General features: G+C 56.3%; 23 protein-coding genes and 3 tRNA genes. 12 read left to right on the forward strand and 14 right to left on the reverse strand.

Translation table 11 applies throughout. The annotated features are described in order from the left end of the window. Positions 1 to 20: 20 nt before the first annotated feature. The 4 genes from AC6I8V_RS02960 (at position 21) to AC6I8V_RS02975 (ending at position 3,820) form a co-directional block, all read left to right on the forward strand. Entirely contained in the window at positions 21 to 1,040 is a 1,020-nt protein-coding gene (locus AC6I8V_RS02960) for an isopenicillin N synthase family dioxygenase (RefSeq protein ID WP_497844443.1), read from the forward strand. Positions 1,041 to 1,057: 17 nt separating this feature from the next. Then, the gene (locus AC6I8V_RS02965; RefSeq protein WP_497844444.1) at positions 1,058 to 1,840 is read left to right on the forward strand and encodes a MetQ/NlpA family ABC transporter substrate-binding protein; all 783 of its coding nucleotides are present in this window, start codon (positions 1,058 to 1,060) and stop codon (positions 1,838 to 1,840) included. A gap of 150 nt (positions 1,841 to 1,990) precedes the next feature. Then, positions 1,991 to 3,184, forward strand: coding sequence for a serine hydrolase domain-containing protein (locus tag AC6I8V_RS02970; RefSeq protein ID WP_497844445.1), 1,194 nt, complete (start codon positions 1,991 to 1,993; stop codon positions 3,182 to 3,184). Positions 3,185 to 3,355: 171 nt separating this feature from the next. Continuing rightward, entirely contained in the window at positions 3,356 to 3,820 is a 465-nt protein-coding gene (locus tag AC6I8V_RS02975) for an RcnB family protein (protein WP_497844446.1), read from the forward strand. Here the strand turns inward: AC6I8V_RS02975 and pdxR are convergent. Further along, positions 3,810 to 5,261, reverse strand: coding sequence for a MocR-like pyridoxine biosynthesis transcription factor PdxR (pdxR, locus tag AC6I8V_RS02980; protein ID WP_497844447.1), 1,452 nt, complete (start codon positions 5,259 to 5,261; stop codon positions 3,810 to 3,812). The two genes, AC6I8V_RS02975 and pdxR, sit on opposite strands and share 11 nt — an antisense overlap. A gap of 104 nt (positions 5,262 to 5,365) precedes the next feature. On the opposite strand from pdxR, the gene AC6I8V_RS02985 reads away from it, so the two are divergent. Then, complete coding sequence (locus AC6I8V_RS02985; protein WP_497845751.1) at positions 5,366 to 6,076, forward strand: GNAT family N-acetyltransferase; 711 nt, start codon at positions 5,366 to 5,368, stop codon at positions 6,074 to 6,076. Here AC6I8V_RS02985 and AC6I8V_RS02990 read toward each other — a convergent pair. The 4 genes from AC6I8V_RS02990 to AC6I8V_RS03005 form a co-directional block, all read right to left on the reverse strand. Further along, positions 6,073 to 6,531, reverse strand: a complete 459-nt coding sequence (locus tag AC6I8V_RS02990) for a hypothetical protein (protein ID WP_497844448.1) — start codon at positions 6,529 to 6,531, stop codon at positions 6,073 to 6,075. The two genes, AC6I8V_RS02985 and AC6I8V_RS02990, sit on opposite strands and share 4 nt — an antisense overlap. 185 nt (positions 6,532 to 6,716) lie before the next feature. After that, on the reverse strand, positions 6,717 to 8,318 hold the full coding sequence (locus tag AC6I8V_RS02995; RefSeq protein ID WP_497844449.1) for an APC family permease: 1,602 nt from the start codon (positions 8,316 to 8,318) through the stop codon (positions 6,717 to 6,719). A gap of 321 nt (positions 8,319 to 8,639) precedes the next feature. Next, the gene (gene opgB, locus AC6I8V_RS03000; protein WP_497844450.1) at positions 8,640 to 10,937 is read right to left on the reverse strand and encodes a phosphatidylglycerol--membrane-oligosaccharide glycerophosphotransferase; all 2,298 of its coding nucleotides are present in this window, start codon (positions 10,935 to 10,937) and stop codon (positions 8,640 to 8,642) included. Positions 10,938 to 11,149: 212 nt separating this feature from the next. Continuing rightward, positions 11,150 to 11,539, reverse strand: coding sequence for a tautomerase family protein (locus tag AC6I8V_RS03005; RefSeq protein WP_497844451.1), 390 nt, complete (start codon positions 11,537 to 11,539; stop codon positions 11,150 to 11,152). Positions 11,540 to 11,659: 120 nt separating this feature from the next. Here AC6I8V_RS03005 and AC6I8V_RS03010 point away from each other — a divergent pair, with 120 nt between their 5' ends. Next, the gene (locus tag AC6I8V_RS03010) at positions 11,660 to 12,583 is read left to right on the forward strand and encodes a LysR family transcriptional regulator (protein WP_497844452.1); all 924 of its coding nucleotides are present in this window, start codon (positions 11,660 to 11,662) and stop codon (positions 12,581 to 12,583) included. On the opposite strand, the gene AC6I8V_RS03015 is transcribed toward AC6I8V_RS03010, so the two are convergent. Beyond that, positions 12,557 to 13,576: a glycosyltransferase family 32 protein gene (locus AC6I8V_RS03015; protein ID WP_497844453.1), complete on the reverse strand. Its 1,020-nt coding sequence runs from the start codon at positions 13,574 to 13,576 to the stop codon at positions 12,557 to 12,559. The two genes, AC6I8V_RS03010 and AC6I8V_RS03015, sit on opposite strands and share 27 nt — an antisense overlap. Positions 13,577 to 13,980: 404 nt before the next feature. On the opposite strand from AC6I8V_RS03015, the gene AC6I8V_RS03020 reads away from it, so the two are divergent. Beyond that, positions 13,981 to 14,934 (forward strand): beta-propeller fold lactonase family protein, encoded by a 954-nt coding sequence (locus tag AC6I8V_RS03020; RefSeq protein ID WP_497844454.1) that lies wholly within the window; start codon positions 13,981 to 13,983, stop codon positions 14,932 to 14,934. Here AC6I8V_RS03020 and AC6I8V_RS03025 read toward each other — a convergent pair. Then, positions 14,931 to 15,485: a histidine phosphatase family protein gene (locus AC6I8V_RS03025; RefSeq protein ID WP_497844455.1), complete on the reverse strand. Its 555-nt coding sequence runs from the start codon at positions 15,483 to 15,485 to the stop codon at positions 14,931 to 14,933. The genes AC6I8V_RS03020 and AC6I8V_RS03025 overlap by 4 nt on opposite strands. Before the next feature lie 587 nt (positions 15,486 to 16,072). Here AC6I8V_RS03025 and AC6I8V_RS03030 point away from each other — a divergent pair. The 4 genes from AC6I8V_RS03030 (at position 16,073) to AC6I8V_RS03045 (ending at position 21,052) form a co-directional block, all read left to right on the forward strand. After that, positions 16,073 to 17,467 carry an MFS transporter gene (locus AC6I8V_RS03030; RefSeq protein WP_497844456.1) on the forward strand — a complete coding sequence of 465 codons (1,395 nt, stop codon included), beginning with the start codon at positions 16,073 to 16,075 and terminating at the stop codon, positions 17,465 to 17,467. A gap of 121 nt (positions 17,468 to 17,588) precedes the next feature. Continuing rightward, positions 17,589 to 18,611: a LacI family DNA-binding transcriptional regulator gene (locus AC6I8V_RS03035; RefSeq protein ID WP_497844457.1), complete on the forward strand. Its 1,023-nt coding sequence runs from the start codon at positions 17,589 to 17,591 to the stop codon at positions 18,609 to 18,611. A gap of 8 nt (positions 18,612 to 18,619) precedes the next feature. Next, complete coding sequence (locus tag AC6I8V_RS03040) at positions 18,620 to 19,603, forward strand: nucleoside hydrolase (protein WP_497844458.1); 984 nt, start codon at positions 18,620 to 18,622, stop codon at positions 19,601 to 19,603. A 228-nt stretch (positions 19,604 to 19,831) separates the two neighbouring features. After that, positions 19,832 to 21,052 carry an MFS transporter gene (locus tag AC6I8V_RS03045; RefSeq protein ID WP_497844459.1) on the forward strand — a complete coding sequence of 407 codons (1,221 nt, stop codon included), beginning with the start codon at positions 19,832 to 19,834 and terminating at the stop codon, positions 21,050 to 21,052. On the opposite strand, the gene AC6I8V_RS03050 is transcribed toward AC6I8V_RS03045, so the two are convergent. The 3 genes from AC6I8V_RS03050 to AC6I8V_RS03060 all read right to left on the reverse strand — a co-directional run bounded on the left by AC6I8V_RS03050 (position 21,049) and on the right by AC6I8V_RS03060 (position 23,608). Continuing rightward, complete coding sequence (locus AC6I8V_RS03050) at positions 21,049 to 21,513, reverse strand: YbaK/EbsC family protein (RefSeq protein ID WP_497844460.1); 465 nt, start codon at positions 21,511 to 21,513, stop codon at positions 21,049 to 21,051. The two genes, AC6I8V_RS03045 and AC6I8V_RS03050, sit on opposite strands and share 4 nt — an antisense overlap. A gap of 95 nt (positions 21,514 to 21,608) precedes the next feature. Continuing rightward, a complete protein-coding gene (fhuF, locus tag AC6I8V_RS03055) occupies positions 21,609 to 22,403 on the reverse strand; it encodes a siderophore-iron reductase FhuF (protein ID WP_497844461.1) in 795 nt (264 codons plus the stop codon). 110 nt (positions 22,404 to 22,513) lie between these two features. Then, a complete protein-coding gene (locus AC6I8V_RS03060; RefSeq protein ID WP_497844462.1) occupies positions 22,514 to 23,608 on the reverse strand; it encodes a diguanylate cyclase in 1,095 nt (364 codons plus the stop codon). Positions 23,609 to 23,838: 230 nt separating this feature from the next. Between AC6I8V_RS03060 and AC6I8V_RS03065 the strand changes: the two genes are divergently transcribed. Next, positions 23,839 to 24,123, forward strand: coding sequence for a DUF1435 domain-containing protein (locus AC6I8V_RS03065; RefSeq protein ID WP_497844463.1), 285 nt, complete (start codon positions 23,839 to 23,841; stop codon positions 24,121 to 24,123). An 81-nt stretch (positions 24,124 to 24,204) separates the two neighbouring features. Here the strand turns inward: AC6I8V_RS03065 and AC6I8V_RS03070 are convergent. From AC6I8V_RS03070 to rsmC, 4 genes are all read right to left on the reverse strand, one after another. Next, positions 24,205 to 24,291 (reverse strand) — tRNA-Leu (locus tag AC6I8V_RS03070). 28 nt (positions 24,292 to 24,319) lie between these two features. Then, positions 24,320 to 24,406: transfer RNA gene (locus AC6I8V_RS03075), tRNA-Leu, on the reverse strand. Positions 24,407 to 24,439: 33 nt separating this feature from the next. Then, positions 24,440 to 24,526, reverse strand: a tRNA-Leu gene (locus tag AC6I8V_RS03080). Between the two features lie 142 nt (positions 24,527 to 24,668). Beyond that, positions 24,669 to 25,700 (reverse strand): 16S rRNA (guanine(1207)-N(2))-methyltransferase RsmC, encoded by a 1,032-nt coding sequence (gene rsmC, locus AC6I8V_RS03085; RefSeq protein ID WP_497844464.1) that lies wholly within the window; start codon positions 25,698 to 25,700, stop codon positions 24,669 to 24,671. Positions 25,701 to 25,777 lie beyond the last annotated feature (77 nt).

Here is a 25,777-nt window from a genome sequence, read left to right on the forward strand (position 1 = left end):
GCATAAAGGACGCAAATATCATGGGCGCAAGCACCTTGCCGGTACTGGATTTGGCGCTGCTGGAATTACCGGCAGACGAACAGGCGGAACACCTGACCGCGCTGCGGGAAACCGCGCGCGATGTCGGTTTCTTCTATCTGGTCAATCACGGCATCAACGCGCAGCTGCTGCAAAATGTACAAAGCATCACGCGTGCTTTTTTCGCGTTGCCAGACGCGGAGAAGCAGCGCGTGTCGATGATCCACTCGCCACACTTTCGCGGCTACAACCGGGCCGGGGTGGAATACACCCGTGAACAGCGCGACCAGCGTGAGCAGTTTGATATCGGCGCCGAACGCGCTGCGCTGACGCTATTGCCGGGCGATCCGGCATGGAAACGTATGCAGGGGCCGAACCTGTGGCCGCAGGCGCTGCCGCAGCTGCGTCCGGTGATCCATGCCTGGCAGCAGGCGATGACCGGCGTGGCGCTGCGTCTGCTGCGGGCTTTTGCCAAATCGTTATCGTTGCCCGCCGATGCCTTTGATGCGCTGTACGGCACCTATCCCAACGAGCACGTAAAGCTGATTCGCTATCCGGGCCAGGCCGCTCATGAGAGCCAGCAGGGCGTTGGCGCGCATAAGGACTCCGGCTTCCTCACTTTCCTGTTGCAGGACGATCAGCCCGGTTTGCAGGTGGAGGTGACACCCGGCAACTGGGTGGATGCCGTACCCAAACCTGGTGCTTTTGTGGTGAATATCGGCGAGCTGCTGGAGCTGGCCACCAACGGTTATCTGCGCGCCACCGTGCATCGCGTGATCTCACCGCCGGCGCGCAAAGAGCGTATCTCCATCGCCTTTTTCCTCGGCGCTCAGCTGGACGCACAGGTGCCGCTGTATCAGTTACCGGCAGGGCTGGCAGCCGAAGCGCGGGGGCCGACCAGCGATCCGGCTAACCCATTGATTCGTGACGTTGGCTGGAATTACCTGAAAGGACGTCTGCGATCACATCGCGATGTGGCGCAGCGTTATTACGCCGATGCACTTAATACCGTTAAATCATAAAAAAGTAAGGAAAACCTATGCATAAAAAGGTGATAGCAGCGCTGGTTTTATTTTCTGTGGTCAATACCTACGCGGCGGCAGCGGCGTTGCGCGTGGCCGCCGATCCGGTGCCGCACAGCGAAATTCTCAACCACATCAAACAGAGCGACAAAAAGCTCGATTTGCAGGTGATTGAACTGAACGGCAACCTCAATGCCAACGAACTGCTGGCGCGTGGCGACGTTGATGCCAACTATTTCCAGCATGTGCCTTATCTGCGCGATCAGGAAAAAGCGCTGGGCGAGAAATTTGCCGTGGTGGCCACGGTGCATATTGAGCCGCTGGGGATTTATTCGCACAAAATCACATCGTTGAAAGCGGTGCCGGATGGCGCGCAGGTGGCGGTGCCAAATAACGTCACCAATCTGAGCCGTGCGCTGTATCTGTTGCAGGCTCATGGGCTGATTACCCTGAAAAGCGACAGCGCCAGTACGCTGGTGACTACCGCTGACATCAGCAGCAATCCCCATCATCTGAAGATTATTGAGATCGAAGCGCCGCAGCTGCCTCGCGCGCTGGATGACGCCACCCTGGCGATCATCAACGGCAACTATGCGTTGCAGGCCGGACTGGTGCCGTCAAAGGATGCGCTGGCGCTGGAACAGGCGAAGGGCAACCCCTACGCCAACGTGCTGGTCACTACGCCAAAGCTGGCGCATGACCCGCGTATCCTCGAACTGGCGCAGGATCTTGAGTCAAAACAAACAGCTGACTTTATCGAGCAGCAGTACAAAGGATCGGTGATTCCGGTACATCAATAATTCCTGCCGCCACCTGCACTCGGCGGGTGGCGATCCGGCGCTTCTGTGTTATATTTCGCCACATTCTTCTGCGGCAGCGCCCGCGTAACTCATTAATTTAAATTAATAAATAACGTTGATGTGCATTTTTGAACCTGAGATGGTCGCGTGATGCGGCTCAGAATCTGCGCCTGCTTCTCACGACTGCTCGGGCTGGTGGCGGCTGTTTTTCTGCTCAGCGCCTGCGGCACCCTGTCGCAAACCTCGGCTCCGGTGGAGGATAGCGTTTATCTCTCCCATGCTTCCTTCCATGAAAATGTTGATGACATCGTGCGGCATTACATGCAGCAGAAGCAGGTTTCAGGCATCAGCATCGCCATTATTCACCAGCGCGGCGCCCCGCAGTTCTACAGCTTTGGCGTGACTGATGCGGTGCATCGTTATCCGATAACCCCCGATACGCTGTTTGCGCTGGGATCGCTGAGTAAAGGCGTGACCGCCGAGGTGATCATCCAGCTGGTGAATCGCGGTGAGCTGCACTGGAACGATACGCTGGCAACCCTGCTGCCCGCATCGGTGCCGCTCAGCGCCGATGCCCGCCGTATAACGCTGCTGCAACTGGTGACTCACACCTCAGGGCTGCCGCGTCAGGACATGGATTTAGCGATGTTTATCAAGTTCATGCGCTATCTCTCCAGTGGAGAGAACTTTTACGGCAATCTGGATAGCGATGCGGTACTGGGTTATCTGGCTGATTTCCGCGCGCCTGCCCATCCCGGTGCGCAATATTCCAATCTTGGCTATGCGCTGCTCGGCTATATCCTGCAACATCGTTTTCACCACAACATTGCAACCCTGGCGCAGCGTACCCTGTTCGAGCCGCTGGGCATGACCAGCACCAGCTTTGACGCGCCGCATCTGCGCAATTTTCCCTATCGCGCACTCGGCCATGCGGGCGATCAACCCAAGTTGATCCCGCGCGGGCAAGTGACGCCGGACTGGCACTTTAACCACAACATGGTGGCGGCCGCCAGTTTGTACAGCAACGCGCGAGATTTGATCCGCTACCTACAGGCGCATCTGGTGGATACGCCCGATGTCGCGATTAATCAGGCGTTTGCGCTGCTCGGCAACGGTTACGATCAGCATGGCAATCAGTCGCAAAATATCGCCTGGGTGACCGATCGCGACGGTGAGCAACTGATCACCTATCAGGTGGGTTATATTGGCGGCTACTCCAGTTTTATTGGTTTTGATAAGCGCAACGGCAATGCCATTGTGGTGCTGCAAAACGCCTTTAACTGGAGCAACTACCTTGGCATTGCACTGCTGATGGATTTGGCACAGAAGGATCGTCAGCCCTGATGCAACACGGTTGCTTGCAATTTTGCTTAGCGGAAATACGCAGCGGCTGTTGTATGCTGTCCGGCGAAATTCGACGCGCAGTTCGCGGTAGTCAGCCTACCGGGGAACCTTCTGCGTGCCGCACTTGTCAGTAAATTGAACAGTTAATAGTTAACCAGAGTGGAAATCACCATGCGCAGGACTCACGTCGTACTTCTTTCTGCAGGACTTTTTCTGGGCTTATTAAGCCTGACGCCCGCCGCGCTGGCCGAAGGCGAGCAAACTGATAATGTGCCGCCGCCGCCGCAGGTTGAGCAAACCGCACCGGATGCGCAGGCACAAACCCCGGCTACCGACGCCCCGGCCGCAGTCGCTCCGGCACAGCCGCAGGACAACGCCGCAGCGCAGCCTGCCGCTCCGAACAACTACGATCTGACCACTATCGTCATCGACTACAAAGAGTACAAAGTCGGCGATGTGGTGCCGGATGAGTATCGTGGTAAATCCTACATCATCAGCCAATGGCAGCCGCGTCATCTGCCAGCGCCGCAGGACAATACCCACTGGGCGTATATCAACGCCAACTACATCCTGATCACCAATGACACCGGCAAAATCGTGATGGCGAAATCCGGTGACATCTTCTTTAAAGGCTAATCAGCAAGCGCGCTAACTGCGTGACTGCACTGCCGATCTGACTGGTGCTGGTGTTGCCATACCCCAGCACCAGCCCTTGTTGTTTCTCCTCGCCCAGATAGAAACCCGATAGCGCGCCTGGCGCATACCCGGCCTGAATCAGTCGATCGACCAGCGCGATATCCTGCACTGGCGGCGGCAGCTGCATCACCAGATGCATACCACATTCTCCCCCCAGCAGTGACAGCTGCGCGCCAAAGGCCTGCACCAGCGCCGCGCGTAAGGTGGCCTGACGCTGACGATACAAACGCCGCATTTTGCTCAGGTGGCGGCTGAAATCTCCGCTGCGCAGAAAATGCGCCAGCGCCTGCTGCTCGGGGCGATTACCGCCGCGCAGCAGCTCCTGCAACGCCGGACGCAGCGGCGGCAGCAGCTGTGGCGGCAGCACCATAAAACCGAGGCGCAGCGCCGGGAACAGGGTTTTACTGAACGACCCGACGTAAATCACCGGCGTGTGCTGTGCCATGCCCTGCATCGCCGCAATGGGTTCGCCGCTATAGCGGAAATCACTGTCGTAGTCGTCTTCGATGATCCACGCCTGATGCTCGCGTGCCGCAGCCAGCAATGCCAGCCGCCGTGCCGCGCTCATCACTACGCCGGTGGGATACTGGTGAGTTGGGGTGGTATAGATCAGGCGTGGCGGGCGCTGCTGCCAGTCTTCCGGCTGTGGCGCCAGCCCCTGAGCATCCACAGCCACCGGTTCGACACGCATATCGCCCGCGCGCATCGCCGCTTTGGCACCGCGATAGCCCGGTTCTTCCACCCAGCCGATCTCACCGGGATTACTCAGCAGCAGGACGCACAGGGAGAGCGCCTGTTGCGCCCCTTCGGTGATGACAATTTGTTCCGGGGTGCAGCGCACGCCGCGCGCCATGCCCAGATGCTGCGCCAGCGCTTCGCGCAGGGTGCGTTCGCCGAAGGGATCGCCATAGCCCAGCAGCTGTTGGGGCTGATGCTGCATCACGCGATTAAAGGCACGCCGCCACCGGGCGAGTGGGAAGTGCGACAGCGCCGGAATGCCGGGCCGCAGCGCCATCTCCTGGCTGGTGGTGCGGTGCGAGGAGCGCAGCTGCGCAACACGGGATGCCAGCCGAAGCTCGCTGCCGCTGCCGACAGCCGCAGGATGTTCGGGAAGTTGCGCGATGGGGCTGACGCGGCTGCCCTGACGATCGCTGACCAGAAAACCTTCCGCCTGCAACTGCGCCCATACTGCAATCACCGTATTCCGCGAGACCTGAAGTTCAGCGGCCAGCTGGCGCGTGGCGGGCAGGCGTGCGCCCGCAGGCAGCTGGCCAGTCAGTATCGCCTGACGAATACGCTGGAACAGCTGCTGTTGCAGCGTCATAGTCTGATCGGCTGCCAGCGGTGCCAGCAGTAGGGTGCTGAGGTCGAAATCGTGCATGATGCGCTCGCGTGGATCTATCAATAAGTCTGATTGTGGCGCTTTTTAACAAGCCAGCAAAGTGGCAATCTGCATATCTACCTTATCCAGCGACAGGAAAAATGATGTCTCAGAACAGCAATGAATACGGACAACCGATTGGTTTTGCCCTGCCAGACTGGCAACCACGCGCGTGGCCTGAGGCGGAAACCTTCAGCGGCACTTATTGCCGTCTTGAGCCACTCAGCGCGGAACGCCATGGGCGGGAGCTTTATGCCGCCTATGCCGAGGCGGGAGATGGGCGTGACTGGACCTATATGTTCGCGGAACCCTTTGCCGATGAGGCTGCCTATCTGGCGTATGCCCGCCAGATTGAGAACGGGCGCGATCCGATCCATTTCGCGGTAATCGATCTGCAAAGCAACCGCGCCGTGGGTACGCTGGCGCTGATGCGCATCGAACCGAAACATGGTGTGCTTGAGGTCGGGCATGTGGCGTTTTCACCGCTGCTGAAGCAAACCCGTATGGCTACCGAAGCGCATTTTCTGCTGATGCGTTATGCGTTTGCGCAGCTCGGCTATCGCCGCTATGAGTGGAAATGCGACAGCTGTAATCAGCCATCGCGTAACGCGGCACTGCGTCTTGGATTCCAGTTTGAAGGGATATTTCGTCAGGCCATTGTCTATAAAGGCCGCAGTCGCGATACCTGCTGGTTTTCCATTATTGATAGCGAGTGGCCGCAGGTAAAACGGGGCTTTGAACGTTGGCTGGCGGCGGACAACTTTAACGCCGAAGGTATGCAGCGCAACCGACTGGATGCGCTGCGCCAGGGTTAACTGATAAAGATATATTTGCTGGCGGCGAGAATGAGGGTACCGGTTGCCGCCACCATTACCCGCTTCAGCCATTGCAGCTCTTTCTTCAGGCCGATGATGTCAAGATTGATGTTGTTGATGCGGGTATCCATTTTGTCGAAACGCGCGTCGATTTTATCGAAACGGTTGTCGACCTGTTCAAAACGCTTGTCGATCTGTTCGAAGCGCTTATCAACCAGGGAAAAGCGTTCATTAACGTTTCTCTCAAACTGATCAACGCGTTCTTCTAAACGGTCGACGCGTTTATTGAGTGCGTGTTGTTCATGTACTACACCTTCCATCGCCTGTGCCAGGTCCGCTTTGGTGAGCGAATGTTCCTGCTGCATTTCGGCAAAAATTTCGACCAGCACCTCAGCCTGCCGATCTTCCACGCCTGCCTGTTGCAGGGATTTATACGCCTTATGAGTGTTCATCATCGCCAGTGTCATCCTTGTTCTCCCTGAATGTTATCCCGTAATACGCGGATATTATTCATTGGGTGATAATTACGCTACGCAACCATGTGCATTTTGCGCGCGCTCTCGAAAAAAATCAATTAGTACAACAAGTAACGAGGATGTGGCGGGAAGGCAGCCTGCGCGCGGGCGCAGGCTGGATAGGGTTAATTGTGCGCGTATTTGCCGCTGATTTTATCATCGGATGACGGGGTTTCATCTTCTTCATCGGTGATCGCCGGAACCGACAGGCTGGCTTTCACGCCCCAGAAGTAGCAGACCAGAGCAGCGACGACGATGAGAATCATATCCAGCGGGCTGCTGATGGCGCCGCTGCCGCCGTAGGTGCCGAGCATCGAAATCACCATCACGGCGATGTAGTAAGCCAGCAGCCACCAGGCACAGTGCAAATCGCGGCTGAACTGACTGTTTTTCTTGCCAAATATCGCGTAACCAATCCAGGAAACGATCAGGATTGGGATGAGGATTTCATTCACCGACCAGCCGCTCCAGTAGATCAGCAGGGTACTGGCGACAAACGCCAGCGGGCTTAAAAGCGCGGCCACCGGCAGACGGAACGGGCGCTGCATATCCGGCAGGTGATTGCGGAACGCACCCAGGGTCACCGGACCCGGCATATAGGTGAACACGGTCGCGGAGGTCACCGCGCCAATCAGACCGCCCCAGACCTGAAATTCTGACGGCAGCGTCCAGACAATGGCGAGGATCAGCGACAGCCACAGCGCGCCGCGCGGTACCCCGGATTTTGCATCCACCTCGCCGAAAACCCTGAACAGGTGGCCATTACGCGCCCAGGCAAACAGCACGCGCGCGGCGCCGGCCAGATAGATATTGCCGGTCCCCGCAGGTGAAATCACCGCATCGATCAGGATCAGGTTAATCAGCCAGGTGAGGCCAAGGCTGCGTGCCAGGTCAGCATAGGGAGACTGGAACACCTGCTTCAGGCCCGCCCAGCCATGCTGCGACAGCAAATCCGTTGGCACGGCGCCCATAAAGGCATATTGCAGCGCCAGATAGATCACGAAGCTAACGGCAATGGCGATACCAATCGCCAGCGGCACGTTGCGCTGCGGATTTTTCGCTTCACTGGCAAAATCCACCGCCTGACGAAAACCGAGATAGGCGAAGACGATACCGGCACCGGTCAGTGAGCTGAACACGCCATGCGCGCCGCCCGGCGGGGCCGGTGGCACATCAAGGTTTGGCGCGTGGAAGTAAAGCAGCAGCGTGACGATGGTCAGCAGCGGCACGATGAATTTAAAGGTGGTAACGATAGTATTAACGCGGCCAAAAAAGCTGACGCTCCAGTAGTTCAGCAGGAAAAACGCCACCAGCAGTCCAATCTGCACCACAAAACCGAGACCGGTTGGGCTGCCGTCGGCGTGGCCCAGCGCAGGCCACCAGTAAATCGCATACTGACGTACCGCTTCCACTTCCACCCCGGCGGTGCTGGTGTAGGCCAGCAGCGAGCTGACGCCAATCACAAAGCCGACGATATTACCGTGCGAGTAGTTAGGATAACGCACGAAGCCGCCCGCCCGCGGAATCGCTGACGAAAGCTCCGCATAAACCAGGCCAATCAGCAACACGATTACCGCCCCTAATACCCACGCCCAGCCGGTATGGCTCCCCGCGTAACCGGAGCTGTTGAGCGCCGCATACAGCCAGCCGGAGCCGATCATCGATCCAATGCCGAGTAACGACAGATCGACCAGCCCCAATTTCTGTTTGAGTCCACTTGACGCCATATAATGCCCCTGTGATGTGTATTAGCTGAATAGCATTCAGCTTTGTTTATTCGATGTCGCGACAGGGGAAATAAGCATATTGCGTGCCATGATTATTTTAATGTTGTGATAGTAATTCAGGGGAATAATTGTGGTGAGGGAGGCGGGAAATAATCAGCGTTGGCGTTTTATTATGGCGGGGAAATAAGCGCTGGAAAGAGATGCTATCTGGTATCAGGCCCCGGAACGCGGTGCAGGGCGCACCGCGATGATCCGAAATATATATTCTGATAGCAGTTGAAACATTATGTCATCCCATTATCAGGAATGACATAATTCCGCTTAGCTCTGCGGTTGGGGAACGATTTTAATATCCACCATGCCGATACCTAATTTGCGTGGGTCCTGGCCGATGATATTTCCTTCATTCGACAGCTGCGGTTCCGGCGGCGCGATAATTAAATTATGGCTGCCAGCGGGATTAGTAAAATGCAGCGTAGTGGTAGAGATATCATCCCCCAGATTCAGTATCTGCTGCTGGTCGCCCACGCGCACTGGTATCGGCCGATGCGCATTCGGACCAAAGGCGCGTGCGGTGATCACCACATCAAACCGGCCAGGCAGCGCATCGACATATTCAATATTCACTTCAGGCGCGAGGTTGGCGTTGGACCAGCGTCCCCACAGCTCCGGACGTGAGATACCGGCAAAGCTTTTCACGCTCTGCGGTGCGCCGGGCACGTTAAGCATAAAGCTGTCGGCGCTGTAGCGAATGGCGTTATCTTCGATGCGGATCTGCTGCTCGTTGTGCTGATACTGCGCATCGCTGATCGCCGTTTGCGGGAAGGTGACTTTGCCTTTCCATACCGGCTTGTCGATGTGCGTCACCACCGGCTGGCCGCCCAGCTGTCCCGTCGCTAAACAAAGATCGCCGGAGAGTGCCAGCGCAGGTTGCCACAGGCGACCCATCTTGAAGCAGCGGTCAACCCAGACGAATTTATCGGCGGCGGTAAAATCCGCCAGCTGGTAGCGCAGCGGCGCGGAATACTCGCCTTCCGGCAGCGGCTCGACGCGTTTATCGCCCACGCGGAACAGGATAGGCAGCTTGAACGTAGTGCCTGAGAAGCTGAAGGTATTTTTCTGTTGATCGATGGTGAACGCATTGAGTTTAGTGGGGAAGTTCCACAGCTGGATGATATCCGGTTTCCACGCCAGAACCTTCTGCGTCATGTTGGCAAACTGCGCCGACAGCGAAGGGGAGCTGAGACCGCTACGACCGAGGCCGATAGCCTTATCACCGCCAAGAATATCCAGCACCGTGGCACCGTTATCCAGCGTACTGCGCTTGCCGTCGATCACTTTAGCCTCAGGCTGATCGCCACGGATCACCATAAACAGGTCATGGCGCGGTTGCTGGATCAGATACTGATGCGCGGTGTTGTTCATCGCCAGGTGATCAGAGGTCACCACAATGATGGTGTTCTTAAACCAGGGCGAGGCTTTGATGCGTGCAATCAGTCGCGCCACATGCTCCTGCGAACAGGCCACGGCGCTGAACGACTGATTCGGCTTGCCATCATAGCTGTAGCTTTTGTGCTGACAGGTACGGGAAATAAAGCCATCCGGGTGATGGGTATCGACGGTGAGGGTAAACAGCGCGAAGCGTTTTTGCTGACGCGACAGCTCCTCATACTTCTTAAACACTTCATCCATCACAGTGTCATCGTAGTAACCCCAGTTGTTACGGTAGTCAGGGTCAGCCACCCGTTCTTTCAGCTCCTGCGAGCCATACATATGCGCCGGGTCAAAACCGTGTGATTTCAGGAACGTGTCTTTACCGGCAAAGCGCAGATCGGCCCCCTGAATAAACCAGTTTTCATAGCCGGAGTTTTTCAGGATATCGCCCAGGCAGATATTCTGCGGGAAGAAGCTGGAAAGCGCCGCTGAGGCGTTATCCTGGAAGGGGGCAAACAGCGGGATGCCGCACTGCGAACCGACCATCCCGGCGATGGTGTAATCGGTGCCTGGCAGCTGCTCGGTGTTGCTGAAATCGAGGCTTTGATCTTTTTCGCGGCTCAGCTCGGGCGCCAGGCCAGGAAAGGTTTGTTCATTGAAATAGGTGCGTTCCAGACTTTCGCCATAGATATAGACCAGATTGAGCTTCGGTTCGGCAATCACCGATTTTGGCGTTTTGTAGTAGGTTTCGAAGTCGGAATCGGCCTGGCGATTGTGGGAGGCGATCAAATCTTTTACCTGACGGAATGCCGGGGTGGTTTGTACCGATCCGGCGGCACAGGCGATCGCCAGCAGGCTCCAGCCAAGCTGGTGCTGTTGTTTGCGATGGCGCAGTAGCCAGGTGAGCAGGCAGAACAGCAAAAATAAGCCAATGATTACCCCGATAGCAGGCACCACGTATTTGCTGATGCCAGCGCCGGTCAGGCTGTTGGTCAGGGTATATAGCACCGCGTCATTGATGCCGTCGCCGGTAAAATAGTTGCTGGCGAACAGGGTGATGTTCAGCACGATAAACAGCGTAAGGAGCAATAAAATCAACGTAAACCAGAATTTATTTCGCCCGGCTTTCCAGGAATAGACTGCGATCGCAGCCAAAAAAAGTACAACCGATGCTAGTTCGGACAAGGTCAGATCCTCAGGCTAATTGGAAACGCAATCCCTGCGCTAACGACCCTCTGGGGGGTTTTTGCGTCAATCTATATTGGCTGTCACATGGCTGCAACATGACCAGTCAGATTTGTGCGGCTGATTTGAATTCGTTTATAGCGGGTTTAGGTGGGCTATGGTTTACGCTGGCAGCAAAGGGATTGCTGCCAGAGGTGGGGCAGGAAAGAGGATCAGAGTTTGCCAGTCAGATACTGCGCCTCGCCATCGGCAAAGCTCCAGTCGCCCTTACTGTTTGTAATAAAGCTGATCATCAGGTCGTTACCCTGCACGCCACAGTTTTCCTGCAACTCGCGAGCTAACTCTGCCATGAACAACATTTTCTGTTCTTCACTTCTTGGGCTGGTGTAAACGCGCACCATCACAAGATTGTCACTGCGCTCGAAGCCCAGGCCGGTGTCCTGAAAGACCATCTGGTATCTTTTATTTTCGTGAACAATCTGATAACGATCGCGCGCGGGAACCTTAAAGGCGGTTAATACCGCGCGGTGGGCTGCATCCAGCAGGGTGCGTAATTCTGATTCAGAACGGCCCTGAATCACGTCAAATTGCAGTAACGGCATAAATAAACCCTCGTTTTTGCTCACATGGAAATATTATGATGTGGCTCTATGCTGCCGCGTGCCGCTGCAAAGAAAAAGCGCGCTGCCTGAAATGATTATTTATTATTTTGAACAATCATCATGAAAGAAATCAAAACCGATGCCCTCTGGGTGCACCTGCACTGGCTAACGGTGCTGGCTGAACTCGGCAGTTTTACCCGCGCAGCTGAACGGCTGGACGTCAGCAAAGCGGCGATGAGTCAAAAAATTAAAGAGCTGGAAGAGATGGCCGGAGTCTCGCTGGTGCAGCGCACCACGCGCAGCGTCCGCCTCACCTCTGCCGGAGAAAAACTGGTGGATGAGCTACGCGATCCCTTTGCGCGCATCGCTCAGAGTTTTTTCAGCGTGCGTGATGAGGCAGGCCCGGTACGCGGAATGGTGCGCGTCAGCGCGCCGGTGGCGTTTGCCCGTCAGCAGCTGGTGCCGATCATCGGTGATTTTCTGCGTGAATACCCACAGGTACGCCTGCAACTGGATGTGACCGACCGGCTGGTCTCGCTCGGCAGCGAAGGTTTTGATCTGGCGATTCGCCACAGCCAGGTGCTGCCGGAAACTCACGTTGCGCTGCCGCTGTGCGAAACTCACACCCTGCTGGTGGCTTCCCCCGCTTATCTGGCGCAGAGCGGCACCCCGCAAACGCCGCAGGATTTGCCGCAGCATAACTGCCTGTATTATCCGCGTGGGCTGGAATCGCCACAGTGGCGCTTTCGTCAGCTAAGCGACAGCAGTGAAACGGTGCAGGTGAAGATTCAGGGGAATTTTGCCACCAACAACAGCGAATCAATTCGTGATGCGGCGCTGCAAGGGCTGGGTATCGCCATGCTGCCGGATTTCAGTGCCAGCGCGGCGCTGGCGGCGGGAACGTTGCAGCAGGTGCTGCCGCAGTGGCAGTCGGTGGAGGCTTTTGCCGAGCGATTATGGGTGGTGCGCCCTTATGCGGCCCAGGTGCCGCGGGCGGTCACCACCTTTATTCACTGGCTACGCGCGCGCTTTGTTGATGGTTGAGGGTGATGCCAGCGCCACCGGCGCGTGCGGCTGCATCATCTCTCCCAGCAGGCTGGTGCGGTTGTAGTTGCCGAGGCGCAGGTTGAAGTCGAGGTGCAGGCGCTCGTTGCCGCTCAGCTTAATCACCGGCGGCGGGGTGTGCGGGCGCTGATGGAATAACACCGCACGGGCAAAAGCCGCGCTGTTCCAGCCGCTCAGGCGCTGATAAAAAAACGCATTGGCTTCCCCTTTGCGCAAATAGACATTCGCCCGACGATATTCGCGCATGGCTGCCTGCTGTGCCAGCGTGCACAATTGCTGTTCCGGCTGGGGGATTTTCTGCATCAGCAGCGGATAATCATCGCGCTGTGCCATGTCGTGGAAATAGCGCTGCTCGCCGAGATGTTTGATCGGCGCATAATGCTTTTGCCACTCGCGGATATAGGGATTATTGGGTGGGGCGGCGAGGAACCAGTTTTCCATCACCGGCGACAGAAAATTCAGGGTCGACACTTCACAATAGTAACCAATCACATCCATGCGCCGTTCCTGATGTACCCGGTGCACCCAGCTGAGATCTTCAAACAGCAGGGTGCTGCAATCAATGGCGATGCCACCGTAGCGCAACAATAATTCCAGACGAATGGCTTCGCTTTTTTGTTTCAGGCTTAATTCGGCAGAGGTAAATATAAAATCCGGCAGTACTTCATTGACGGTCTGGCGATTTAACAGATGCACCTGATGATCGGGATTATCTTTGCGAATTTTTTGAATATTTAACAGCATTGATTTTGGTAAATATTCATCGTCCCAATACATCCAGACTATTTTTGGAATTTCCGGCAGATCTTTCTGCGCGGAAATTAACACCACATTATCCTCTTCGCTGGGATCGTATTCCGGCGCGGTTACGGTATTTTGCTGCCTTTTTTGCCATAACATCTGACTGGTAAAAGAAATTTTTTGCCAGTTGTGCCACAGCATACGGGCAGTGTGTAGGCGTTTTTTTGTCATGGTGCACCTGATTATTGTGATTATACGGTAGTGGATTCCCTGATGCTGGCGCGTGGGCGCGCTTCTTGTTTCCTCACGGCTGTGTGTAAAAGACTCACCCTTGCTTAATAAAACATTCCTGCGCGCGAGGCTATCATTTTCTTTCTCTTTCAGATAAACCGGAAAATGAATGAGCCGACGGCGTTAAAGTTATCGTGGAATTAATTAATGTGAGGCTGATTTTTTAATTTATCCGCTTTAAGACTATTCCTAATAAAATAACATCCGGGGGTGGCAGAGCGTGGCGTGGGTTAAAAAATGCGCTTCAATACACCGGTTAACGAGACTGTATTTTTCACTGGCCTGGCCCACCGCCGATGCAGGTTAGCTACGCTTAAAGGCAGATGTTAAAAAAAGGAGAAGCTATGCAGCCACACCACCATGGATTACTGGCGGTCGACAAGCAGGGCAATCGCGTGCTGTTTCTTAACCCGGATACCTTTGCCGTGGAGCAGGAGCTGAATGCTTTTCCACCGCGTCCGCACGAATTACTGATGCTGCCACAATGGGAGAAGGCCTATGTCCCGATTTACGGCGATGGCGTCCACGGCGACAACCCTCATCCCGGCCACAAAGTGGCGGTGATTGACCTGCGTCAGCGCGCCATCAGCGGCTTTATCGATCTCTCGCCGTTGCAGTCGCCGCACAGCGGCCAGCTGGGGCGCGACGGCAAAGTCTATCTCTGCTGTGAAAACAGCGCGGCGGTGGCGGTGATTGATCCTGCCAGCGATCGGCTGGAGAAAACCATCGCGCTACCCTCGCATAACGCACACCGGCTGGCGCTCTCCCCCAGCGGACGTAAGCTGTTTACCGACAACGAAGAGGACGCCAGCATTACGGTGGTCGATCTGTGCGAGGCAGAAGGGCGGGTCATCGATACCATTCTGCTGCCCGGTCCGATTGCCGGTATCGCGGCATCGCCGAAACATCCCTATCTGGTCGCCAGCGCGGCTGATGTACCGCTGCTGTATGTGGTGGATCGCCAGAGCCATCGCATCCGTCAGCGGCTGCGGCTGCCGGGACATCAGCAGCCATGCCAGGTAGTGCGCTTCAGCGCTAACGGTGAGCGGCTGGTGGCGATTGGCGATCACGAGGCGGTAATCACCCTGTTTGACGATCTGCTCAATCCGCTGGGCGACATTGCGGTGGGAAATAAGCCGATGGATGGCTGCTTCAGCGACGATAATCGCACGCTGCTGATCGCCAATGAGGGCGATGGCTCGCTGAGCGTGATCGATTTGGCGCAGATGAAGGTGATTGCCACGCCACAGGCCGGTACCGGCTGTGAAGTGCTGAGCTACTTCACTCTCAGCGGCTAGATAAAGGGCCGATGATAGATGGCGCTGCTCCAGTGGCGGCTGCTGGCGTGCTTTTCGGCCTGCCAGCCACGTTTGCGCAGCTCACGGGCGATCAGTTTATTCATGATGCCGTGACCGACCAGCAACACGGTGCCGCTGTTCGACAGCACAATCAGTTTGTCGGCGGCCTGCTGCGCACGCTGGCGCGCATGTTGCACCGATTCCACTTTTCCTGCGTAGCCGCACAACCACAGCAGGCGCAGTAGCGCCAGCCAGACGTTAAGCGGCAGATGCAGCCGTTCAAACGGCAGATGAGGAATCGCCACTTCGCTGAACAACGCATCCACCGCATCAGGCTGCAATCCTAATCGCGCCAGTGATGAGCGGGCGCGCGGCAGCGGGCTGGAGGCGATCACACTGGCCAGGCGCGCAATCGCTGCGCTGCGGGGCGGCGGTGAATCGCAGATATCCGCCTGGTCGTAACCTTCGCACCAGTCGGCCAGCGCCCGCGCCGTGAAGCGCCCGCTTACCGGATGATCGGGTTTGCCGTGTCGCATAAGGATGATGGTCATAACGCTCCTGAATATTTTCTCCAGTGTAATGCAGATGGCCGTGGAACCAGCCAGGCCGGTAGGATTTAGGACAAATTCGCATCTGTCATCAAAACTTAACTGAAATATGCGACAAGAAGCGCGATGCAGGTTCAGCCGCCACCTCGTTAATGATAAGCAAAAATCGTTAATTACACCCGTCAGGGATGCTATTTTGTACACGGGCACTGAGTGTAATGTCATGAATTGCCGCCATTTTTATCGCTAATCTCTGAATGATAGTAAAGATAAATTAATTATTTTTGCTCAGATCACTTGATTTATCTACGCGCGTAGATAGACTGTGCGCACAGTGATAGCTCACGGTGCCAGAGACGAAGTTGGCCTTGAGATGACGCAGTTACATTTGCCCTATTAATGCGACCGATGGAAAAAACATCGGCGAAGTCCGGCGAATAGAAGAATTCCAACACCAGGGAATCCTTTACTGAACTTTCATCCAGGTATGCCCACTCTACGTCGCCACCGTGGCGTTCCGCTTGTTGCAAGGGAACCTACCCACGGAAGGGCGTTTGTTTGATCGATCTTCATCTATCAGGGAAATGGTTATGACGGTACATCAATCCGTTTCGCAACAACGCGCACTGTCTTCTTCTTCGGCTGCCGATGCGCGGCTCGAAACCTCCTCCGGCCGCAAAGATTTCTGGCGCGCCACCTTATCCTGCTGGCTGGGCACGGCAATGGAGTACGCGGATTTCGCGCTCTATGGCCTGGCGGCCGGTATCATTTTTGGCGATGTCTTCTTCCCCGAAGCCAGCCCGACTATGGCGCTGATGTCCAGTTTCGCCACCTGGTCGGTGGGCTTTATTGCCCGTCCGATTGGTGCGCTGCTGTTTGGCTGGATAGGCGACCGTAAAGGACGCAAGGTGGTGATGATCACCACCATCATCCTGATGGGCGCTTCCACCACGCTGATTGGTCTGATTCCTTCCTACGCCACCATCGGCGTGTGGGCGCCGGCGTGTCTGGTGCTGCTGCGTTTTACCCAGGGGCTGGGCGCGGGGGCGGAGCTGTCCGGCGGGACGGTGATGCTGGGCGAATATGCGCCAGTTGAACGTCGTGGGCTGGTTTCGTCAGTGATTGCGCTCGGTTCCAACAGCGGCACGCTGATCGCCTCGCTGGTCTGGCTGGCGGTGGTGCAGATGGACCAGCAAAGCCTGCTGGCCTGGGGCTGGCGTATTCCGTTCCTCAGCAGCGTGCTGATTGCGCTGGTCGCCTTGTGGCTCCGCCGTCATCTGCGCGAAACCCCGGTGTTTGAACGTCAGCAAGCCGTATTGCAGGCGGAACGTCACGCCACGCTGGCGAGCCAGCCAGCCGAGGTTGATAACCGTAGCTTCTGGCAGCGCAGCCGTTCTTTCTGGACCATGATAGGCCTGCGTATCGGCGAAAACGGTCCTTCCTATCTGGCGCAGGGCTTTATCGTCGGTTACGTGGCGAAAGTGCTGATGGTGGACAAATCGGTACCCACCACTGCGGTGTTTATCGCCTCCCTGCTGGGCTTCCTGATTATTCCTTTCGCCGGCTGGCTCTCCGATCGTTTCGGCCGTCGCATCACTTATCGTGTCTTCTGCCTGCTGCTGATGTTCTATGCGTGGCCCGCTTTCCATCTGCTGGACAGCCGTGAGCCGGCGATCGTTATTCCGGTGATTGTGGTGGGGATGGCGCTGGCCTCGCTCGGCATCTATGGCGTGCAGGCGGCGTGGGGCGTGGAATTGTTTGGCGTAAAACATCGTTACACCAAGATGGCGGTGGCGAAAGAGCTGGGGTCTATGCTTTCAGGAGGCACTGCGCCTTTAGTGGCGGCGGCGCTGCTGTCGTATACCGGCCACTGGTGGGCGATTGCCGTCTATTTCTCCGTGATGGCGACCATCGGTTTCCTCACCACCTTTGTGGCGCCGGAAACGCGTGGGCGTGACCTGAACCTGCCGGAAGATGCTATCTGACGGCAGTAAATTTGTTGAGCAAAACGTACCTGTCCTGTAACGGCGCGATTTGTCACGCATCTCAGCGCCGTCAGCAAAAACCTGCGCGATAAGTGCTACAGGGCAGAACAGAGGTAAGGTATTGGCAAAATCATCATCCGGTAATGTAACCCGCAGCGATGTGGCGAAAGCCGCAGGCACGTCAGTGGCTGTGGTGAGTTACGTTATCAACAATGGACCGCGCCCGGTGGCGGAAGCCACCCGGCTGCGCGTGCTGGCTGCGATTGAGCAAACCGGTTATCGGCCAAATGCCGTAGCGCGTGCGCTGGCATCCGGCAGCACCAAAACCTTCGGCCTGATTGTGCCGAACATTGCCAACCCCTTCGTCGCCTCGATGGCGCACCTGTTATTGCAGGAATCACTGCATCACGGCCACGTAATGTTGCTGGGCGATGCCGGTGATGACCGTCAGCGCGAGCTGGAATTAATTCAGGGTCTGCTGAACCGGCAGGTTGATGGCCTGTTTTACAATAGCGTCGATCGCCACCCCTATATTGATGTGATCAAAGCCAGCGGTACGCCCTTTGTCATGCTGGATCGCGTCGAGCCGCAACCCGGCGTGAGCATGTTGCGGGTGAATGAGCGTGAAGCGGCGCGTCAGGTGACGGCGCATCTGCTGAGCCACGGTTATCAGCAGGTGGGGATGATCAGTGGTCCGCTGGAGATGCTGAATGCTCAGGATCGTATTCAGGGCTGGCGCGATGCGATGGCGGAGCAGGGGTTGCAGGCGGATGATGCGCTGATCTACCCCGCCAGCTATTCACGTCAGGGCGGTTACGATGCGGCACGGCGGATGCTTGAGACTGGCCATGTTCCGCGCGCCCTGTTCGCCAGCAATGAAGGGCAGGCGATTGGCTGTATTCGCGCCTTTTCCGAGCGCGGGCTGCGTGTCCCGCAGGACGTCGCGCTGGTCTGCTTTAACGGTACCGAGCAGTCGGCATTTCATGTGCCGACGCTGACAACGGTACGCCAGCCGCTGCGCGAAATGGCGCAGCGCGCGATTGCCATGCTGAAAAACTGGAATGGCGAAGCGGAGCTGGCGGAATTTCCTCACCATCTTGAAATCGGTGAGTCCTGTGGTTGTCAAATCATCAGCCGAAAATAAATAACATTATGAAAAGATTGATTATTGATTGTGATCCGGGGAATGGTATTGCCGGTGCAAACACCGATGACGGCCTGGCGCTGGCGTTAGCGCTGGCATCGCCGTCGTTGTCGCTCGAGTTAATTACCACCGTCAGCGGCAATACGCCGAGTGCGGTGGGGGCGCAGGTGGCGAAAGATCTGCTGCAACGGCTGGGCCAGAATATTCCGGTCATGCAGGGCGCGTTGCAGGCGCTGCGTGAAGATCCGGCGCCGTGGCGTGCGCGTCTTGATGGCGTGAAGGATGAAAAGCTGGCGGAACTGTGGCGCGGTGTCCGTCAGCCGCAGCTGATCCCGGCCGATGGCAATGATGCCGCAGGCGTGATGGGCCAGCTGATTTGTGACAATCCCGGCGAATTCACGCTGGTCGCCATCGGCCCGTTAACCAACGTGGCGCTGGCTCTGCAACGTTATCCTGAGATGGCTGAAGCGGTGGCGGAGATTGTGATTATGGGCGGCGTGTTTGCGCTGGACGATTACGTCAAAGACACCAATTTCGGCCTCGACCCGGAAGCCGCGCATCAGGTGCTGCACAGCGGCGCTACCATCACGCTGGTGCCGATGGATGTCACGACGCAAACCCTGCTGACGCATCAGGATCTCAACTGTCTCACCGGCTGCGATCATCCGCTGACGCAGTTTGTGCGTGAAACCCTGCGACCCTGGATTGATTACTCGATCCGTACCCGCCATCTGCCGGGCTGCTGGATTCACGATGCGCTGGTGGTGGCCTGGCTGCTAAATCAACGCGTTGCCGACGGCATGGATTATCACGTCGATGTGGAGCTGCGTGCCGGTGCTACGCGCGGTAAAAGCTGGCGCTACCGCACCCCGCTGCGGCTGGATATTGGCGTGCCCGAAAATAGCGGCGCGCTGGTACATGTGTTGCACAGCGTGGACAATCCGCTGCTGCTCAATATTATCGAACAGGCTTTTAACGATCTGAATCGCTAAATGAATGGCGGTCATCCCTCGGGTGATGGCCGTCATTTACGCCTGTGTCCGATGACATGCCTTCTTACATCCCGATGCACTCGCTGACAATTCCCCGCCACAACCCGCCTTTCTGACATGCTATATACAAATGGTTAACATAATAATAACCGTTGCAATCATTCGCACGGTAACGTTCACAAAAATGTCCGGCCAACGAACCGGACGCTGTCAGACAGGATACCCCCTATGTTTAACTGGACTGCGACGCAGCGAAATGTGGCTTTTGCCAGTTTCGCCAGCTGGACGCTGGATGCGTTCGACTTCTTTATCCTGGTGTTTGTACTCAGCGATCTTGCCCAGTATTTTCACACCAGCGTTTCTGATGTTTCTCTCGCGATTATGCTCACGCTGGCGGTGCGACCGATTGGCGCGCTGGTGTTTGGTCGTCTCGCGGAAAAATTTGGTCGTCGGCCGATTCTGATGCTCAACATCGTGATGTTCTCGCTGTTTGAGTTGCTATCGGCCTGGTCACCCAACTTTGCCGCCTTCCTGACGTTCCGCGTGATTTACGGCGTGGCGATGGGCGGGATCTGGGGCGTGGCCTCGTCGCTGGCGATGGAAACCATCCCGGACCGCTCGCGCGGTTTGATGTCGGGCATTTTCCAGGCGGGTTATCCGTGCGGTTATCTGCTGGCGTCGATCATCTTTGGTCTGTTCTTCGAGAGCGTTGGCTGGCGTGGCATGTTTATGATTGGCGCGCTGCCGATTCTGCTGCTGCCGTTTATCTATTTTAAAGTGCCGGAATCGCCGGTATGGCTGGCGGCACGCGCGCGCAAGGAGAGTACTGCGCTGCTGCCGATTATTCGCCAGCACTGGAAAATCTGCGTGTATATGGTGCTGCTGATGGCCTGCTTTAACTTCTTCAGCCACGGGACGCAGGATCTCTATCCCACCTTCCTCAAAGTACAGCACCAGTTTGATCCGCATACCGTGAGTATTATCGCCATCAGCTACAACATCGCGGCGATGCTCGGCGGCGTGTTCTTTGGTTCGCTGTCGGAACGTATCGGACGTAAAAAAGCCATCATCCTGGCGTCGTTTCTGGCGCTGCCGGTGCTGCCGCTGTGGGCGTTCTCCAGCGGTTCATGGATGATTGGCATTGGCGCGTTTCTGATGCAGTTTATGGTGCAGGGCGCATGGGGCGTGGTGCCGACCTATCTGACCGAGCTGGTGCCCGCCAATGCGCGTGCGGTGCTGCCAGGCTTTGTTTACCAGCTGGGTAACCTGATTGCCTCGGTCAATGCGACCTTGCAGTCGCGCATTGCCGAGGCACATGACGGCAACTATGGCCTGGGAATGGCGATTGTTGCCGGGACGGTCGCGGTGCTGATTTGCGTGTTTGTCGCCTTTGGGCGTGAAACGCGCGGCATCGAAATTTCCGGTGCCGTGACGCGCGAGCAGCGTTAACGCGCCTCGCAGACGTCTATCCATTTTGCCGCAGTGAGATCGGCCATACGCTGCGGCGAAATGCGTATCGCGCTATGAATCGAGCCGGCTGCGGGCAGCACTTCCGCAAAGCTGCGCAGTGAGACATCGCAATATACGGTCAGCGGATTTTCCAGCCCGAACGGGCAGACGCCGCCGACCGGATGACCCGTCCAGTTCACCACTTCATCGACGCTCAACATGCGGGCTTTGGCGCCGAGCGCCGTTTTCAGTTTGCGATTGTCGAGGCGTGCATCGCCGCGCGTGACAATCAGCACCACGCTATTTTTCACTTTTAGCGACAGGGTTTTGGCGATCTGCCCCGGCTCTACGCCGTGGACGCGAGCGGCCAGTTCAACGGTGGCGGTGCTTTCCGGCATCTCGATGATGTCGATATCCGGTGCATGTTCGGCAAAGAAGTGCCGTACCGACTCCAGGCTCATTTTTTTCTCCGGCAAAAACGAAGCCTAAAAGCTGCCATAAGCCTTTTCAGCTGTAAACGGGAGAAAAAGAGAATCTGTAACAGAATGCGCGAACTCTACACCACTTTTAATGTGCAGTTACCACAACGCTCAATATCGGGGATGCGGTAGCGCTGGCAGCAGCTGCGACGCTCCATCTCGCCGTTACGCGGGATCATGGTGCGATACAGCGGATTGTCGCTGCCATCCAGCAGCGTGCGGGTAAAGAACAGCGCCTGCTCCAGTTGCTGCACCAGAGGGGCGGGCAGCAGGGTTTTCAGCTCGCCGAGGAACCAGTGAAAGGAGAAACCCATATTATTCCAGATCAGTTTGGCGTTGATGTCGCCGTGCTGCGCCATGCCGTTGACCGCCGGGATCAGGTGCTGCTGAATCAGGCGATCGATGCGCTGCTGTGGGCTGAGGTAGCGTGCCTCGTCATCTTCCCGTACATCAATCCAGAAGGCGCAGGGATGGCCGGTTTCATGGAATTCCACATGAATGAAATGCGGGTCGCAGTTTAGCGCGCGCGGTTCCAGCAACAGCGCCAGCATCAGCGGCGGCAACAACAGGCCGAAATACCACTGCGCCCAAAGCGACTGGAGCGGCTTCGCTTCATGCGGGACATCAGGATGGTTGCGATACAGCTGATCGCTGTAGCGCTGGGTCAGGCGGCGATAATGCTGCGGGCTGGACCAGTCGGCCAGCGTCAGGGTGCCGGCGGGGGCGGTCTGGCCGAGTTTTATCGTTTCCAGCATGTAACTGCGCTGCTCACGCATCAGATCTTCCAGCGTGCTCGCCAGGGAGCGGTCGCGCTGCATAAAGATCAGAGGATGTTCGCTGAAGCGATGATCCTGACGGGTGATAGTAGGCATACCGGTCCTGAGTGAAAACGGGAAGCGAAGAACGAATGATAATCGTTCCCGCTTAAGCCTACAAGCCAGCGCAGAGATTCACCGTCGCAGGGCGGTGAATCTCTGTGGCGTCAGACAAAATCTTTGCTGGCTAACGACGTCTTCGGCAGATCTTCCCAGGCAAGAATGGTGTTGCGCCCCTGATTTTTCGCCACATATAACGCACGGTCAGCGTTGGAGACCGCCTGGTCAAAATCATCATCAAAGATCGGCGCAATGCCCGCGCTGATGGTGACGTGGGTCGAGACCTTCTCATTAAAACGATGGGGGATTTCCAGATCGACCACGTACTGGCGAATGCGCTCAGCCAGTTTCATGGCAATCGAGGCGTTGACGTTGGTCATCAGCACCAGAAACTCCTCGCCGCCATAACGCGTGACCACATCGCGTGAGCGCACCGCATCGCGAATCGCTACCGAGACGCGCGCCAGTGCCTGATCGCCCATCGCATGGCCGTAGTTGTCGTTATAGGCTTTGAAATGGTCGATATCCAGCAGCAGCACAAAGTGGCTGCCCGCGTGGTTTTCCAGAATGGTATCGAGCCGGTTTTTAAGCCCGCGCCGGTTATACAGGCCGGTTAGCGGGTCGAGCATACTTAAATCGCTGAAACTCTCTTTCTCTTCATATAGCTGACGCACCAAACGGCGGGTGAAATGGTCGAAGCGACGGCGCATCAGGTGGTGCAATGAAAACCCGCTTAACGGCAGGGCGATGGTGAACAAAATCATCACTAAATGCTGGCCATCATCCAGCAATAAAACCGTTAATACCGGCGGCGTGATGTGTAAGCAGAATGCGACTAAATAATCACTGAGCGCAATCGCACTGACAAAAAATACGCTTAACAGGCTGATTATTAAAAAGCTGCCATCGAAATAAAAAACCAGATGGTACTTGTGGTTGATGTGCCATGCCCATAATGCACCGAATAACAGCGCGACAGGATTTAATAGCGGTAATTTCCGTTTTGGGCTGATTAAGCAGATGAGCAGCAACGTGATGCTACAGCCCGCTACCAGTGCGGCCGGCAGCGAATGGGCGCTGGACTCTTCCCCTAAAAATGGCAACAAACAAAATAGTGAAACAGCGACATTTAAAAACAGAAAAAGCATCAGCGAGAGACGATATTTGCTGTGTTTCAATTCTTCATAAGATTGTAAATTCATTATTATTACTCGTGACAGCCCTGAAATATCAAAGCGCTACCAGGCCGGGATATTCTCCCTGCCAGGATAGTGAGCACATTATTGCTGTGTTATCTAAATAGTTATCGGCGGCAATTTAGCATTTTCCAGTAGCACTGTCATCCGCATGACGGTTCGTCTGAAAAAACCGCTGCAAGATGAGAAATATTATCATATGATAATGGGAATACTTATCATTTGAGGGTTGCGCGATGATCATGGCGATGATGGCTGCCTGCGGCTTATGGGGCGTGAGCTGGATTATGGGTAAACGTCTGGACAGCGGCTGGGGCGTGCTGTTGCCTTGTGCGGCTATGCCGGTCTTCGCGTTATGGGAACCCAGTTTCAGCCAGTGGCGGGTAGTGATGATTGTGGCGCTGCTGCTGACGGTGGTGATGCTGTTTCATCATCGCCTGCGTCATTATCTGTTGCTGCCATCCTGCCTGGCGCTGGCCGGTGGTGTAGCGGCGGTGTCGGTGAATTTTCACATTATCTGAAACGCAGAAACGACAAAATCACGCATAAGCGTGAGGGATGTCGTTCAAATCGGGAAATATTACCAGGCAGGGTGACAACGTTGGTGCGAAGAGAGGGACTTGAACCCTCACGTCCGTAAGGACACTAACACCTGAAGCTAGCGCGTCTACCAATTCCGCCACCTTCGCATCGAGTTGTCTGTTCATATCACCGCATTGGTGCGAAGAGAGGGACTTGAACCCTCACGTCCGTAAGAACACTAACACCTGAAGCTAGCGCGTCTACCAATTCCGCCACCTTCGCTCAGTGCAGTGCGATATGAACTATCATGGTTTTTGGTGCGAAGAGAGGGACTTGAACCCTCACGTCCGTAAGGACACTAACACCTGAAGCTAGCGCGTCTACCAATTCCGCCACCTTCGCATACCTGCAATACCTTAAGTATTGCTAACCACGGAGGCGCATTTTAGAGATTTTACTCAGTGCGTCAACACATATTTCGCGACGGTGAAACGATTGCTGCAAAAAGCAACGTTTCTGCCGCCGCGCCAGCAAAATCGCTGAATTAACGTGCTTTAGCGCCGCGACCGTAAACCGCGCGATACACTTTGAAGCGTCCGGTTTGCGCCAGCACTTCATGGTTGCCGAAGGTTTCATCCAGCACCTGCGGGTAAGGCAGGAAGGCGTTGGCGACAATACGCAGCTCGCCGCCGCTGTTGAGATGTTTTACCGCGCCACGGATCAGCGTGTTGGCGGCGTCCAGGCTGGTTTGCAGACCATCATGGAACGGCGGGTTGGAGATAATCAGATCAAAGCGGCCGGTCACATCCGAGAACACGTTGCTGGCAAACACTTCGCCCTCAAGGCCGTTGGCCGCCAGCGTAGCTTTACTGGCTTCTATCGCCGCAGCCTGCACATCGCACAGCCACAGACGCACTTTCGGCGAATGCTGAGCCAGCACCGTGGCCAGCACGCCGCTGCCGCAGCCGAGATCCAGCACTTTGCCTTTGGTGTGCGGCGTCAGGGTGGAGAGCAGCAGGGCGCTGCCGGCGTCGAGGCCATCACGGCTGAACACGCCCGGCTGGGTGTGAATGGTGAGGTGATCCAGCATATAACTGTCGCCAAAGTCGGCGGCATCGAAGCCCGGCTGCTGTTCCAGCTGGCCGTGATACAGGCCGCAGCGGCGCGCGCTGTCGATCTTCTCCAGTTTAACCCAGGACTCCAGCATCCCTTCGGCGCTGCGCACGCCGCTGCGGTTTTCACCCACCACAAAGATATCGCTGCCAACCGGCAGCAGCGAAAGCAGGTTTTGCAGCTGGAACTGCGCTTCCGGTTTGTTCTTCGGCCAGAAGTAGACCAGGGTATCGCAGCCTTCAACATCTGCCGCACTTGCGACCAGGCCATACACCGCGCGCTCTGCGAGGCGACGGCTGAGGTTCTGCCAGTGATGATATTGCTGGGTGTGCACGCGGGTTGACGCGGTTTCAAGCTGAGCGGGCAGGTCATCCTGCAAATCGCCAGCAAACAAAACATGGCGGGCGGTAAATTCATCACTGTGGCGCAGAATCACTTCGCTGGCCGGGGTAAAAGCAGACATGGATGGCTCCTGTTAAATCAGAGCGGGGATTATAGTGCTTTGTTGGCGCATGTTCGATGGGTTTGCTAGCATAGCGT

The organism is Pantoea sp. X-Soil-TKNS-1207 (assembly GCF_059730485.1).

What these genes read in the sequence shown, in the direction of transcription:
- AC6I8V_RS02960 (WP_497844443.1), top strand. Translation starts at nt 21, where the DNA reads ATGGGCGCAAGCACCTTGCCGGTACTGGATTTGGCGCTGCTGGAATTA.
- AC6I8V_RS02965 (WP_497844444.1), top strand. Translation starts at nt 1,058, where the DNA reads ATGCATAAAAAGGTGATAGCAGCGCTGGTTTTATTTTCTGTGGTCAAT.
- AC6I8V_RS02970 (WP_497844445.1), top strand. Translation starts at nt 1,991, where the DNA reads ATGCGGCTCAGAATCTGCGCCTGCTTCTCACGACTGCTCGGGCTGGTG.
- AC6I8V_RS02975 (WP_497844446.1), top strand. Translation starts at nt 3,356, where the DNA reads ATGCGCAGGACTCACGTCGTACTTCTTTCTGCAGGACTTTTTCTGGGC.
- pdxR (WP_497844447.1), bottom strand. Translation starts at nt 5,261, where the DNA reads ATGCACGATTTCGACCTCAGCACCCTACTGCTGGCACCGCTGGCAGCC.
- AC6I8V_RS02985 (WP_497845751.1), top strand. Translation starts at nt 5,366, where the DNA reads ATGTCTCAGAACAGCAATGAATACGGACAACCGATTGGTTTTGCCCTG.
- AC6I8V_RS02990 (WP_497844448.1), bottom strand. Translation starts at nt 6,531, where the DNA reads ATGATGAACACTCATAAGGCGTATAAATCCCTGCAACAGGCAGGCGTG.
- AC6I8V_RS02995 (WP_497844449.1), bottom strand. Translation starts at nt 8,318, where the DNA reads ATGGCGTCAAGTGGACTCAAACAGAAATTGGGGCTGGTCGATCTGTCG.
- AC6I8V_RS03005 (WP_497844451.1), bottom strand. Translation starts at nt 11,539, where the DNA reads ATGCCGTTACTGCAATTTGACGTGATTCAGGGCCGTTCTGAATCAGAA.
- AC6I8V_RS03010 (WP_497844452.1), top strand. Translation starts at nt 11,660, where the DNA reads ATGAAAGAAATCAAAACCGATGCCCTCTGGGTGCACCTGCACTGGCTA.
- AC6I8V_RS03015 (WP_497844453.1), bottom strand. Translation starts at nt 13,576, where the DNA reads ATGACAAAAAAACGCCTACACACTGCCCGTATGCTGTGGCACAACTGG.
- AC6I8V_RS03020 (WP_497844454.1), top strand. Translation starts at nt 13,981, where the DNA reads ATGCAGCCACACCACCATGGATTACTGGCGGTCGACAAGCAGGGCAAT.
- AC6I8V_RS03025 (WP_497844455.1), bottom strand. Translation starts at nt 15,485, where the DNA reads ATGACCATCATCCTTATGCGACACGGCAAACCCGATCATCCGGTAAGC.
- AC6I8V_RS03030 (WP_497844456.1), top strand. Translation starts at nt 16,073, where the DNA reads ATGACGGTACATCAATCCGTTTCGCAACAACGCGCACTGTCTTCTTCT.
- AC6I8V_RS03040 (WP_497844458.1), top strand. Translation starts at nt 18,620, where the DNA reads ATGAAAAGATTGATTATTGATTGTGATCCGGGGAATGGTATTGCCGGT.
- AC6I8V_RS03045 (WP_497844459.1), top strand. Translation starts at nt 19,832, where the DNA reads ATGTTTAACTGGACTGCGACGCAGCGAAATGTGGCTTTTGCCAGTTTC.
- AC6I8V_RS03050 (WP_497844460.1), bottom strand. Translation starts at nt 21,513, where the DNA reads ATGAGCCTGGAGTCGGTACGGCACTTCTTTGCCGAACATGCACCGGAT.
- fhuF (WP_497844461.1), bottom strand. Translation starts at nt 22,403, where the DNA reads ATGCCTACTATCACCCGTCAGGATCATCGCTTCAGCGAACATCCTCTG.
- AC6I8V_RS03060 (WP_497844462.1), bottom strand. Translation starts at nt 23,608, where the DNA reads ATGAATTTACAATCTTATGAAGAATTGAAACACAGCAAATATCGTCTC.
- AC6I8V_RS03065 (WP_497844463.1), top strand. Translation starts at nt 23,839, where the DNA reads ATGATCATGGCGATGATGGCTGCCTGCGGCTTATGGGGCGTGAGCTGG.
- rsmC (WP_497844464.1), bottom strand. Translation starts at nt 25,700, where the DNA reads ATGTCTGCTTTTACCCCGGCCAGCGAAGTGATTCTGCGCCACAGTGAT.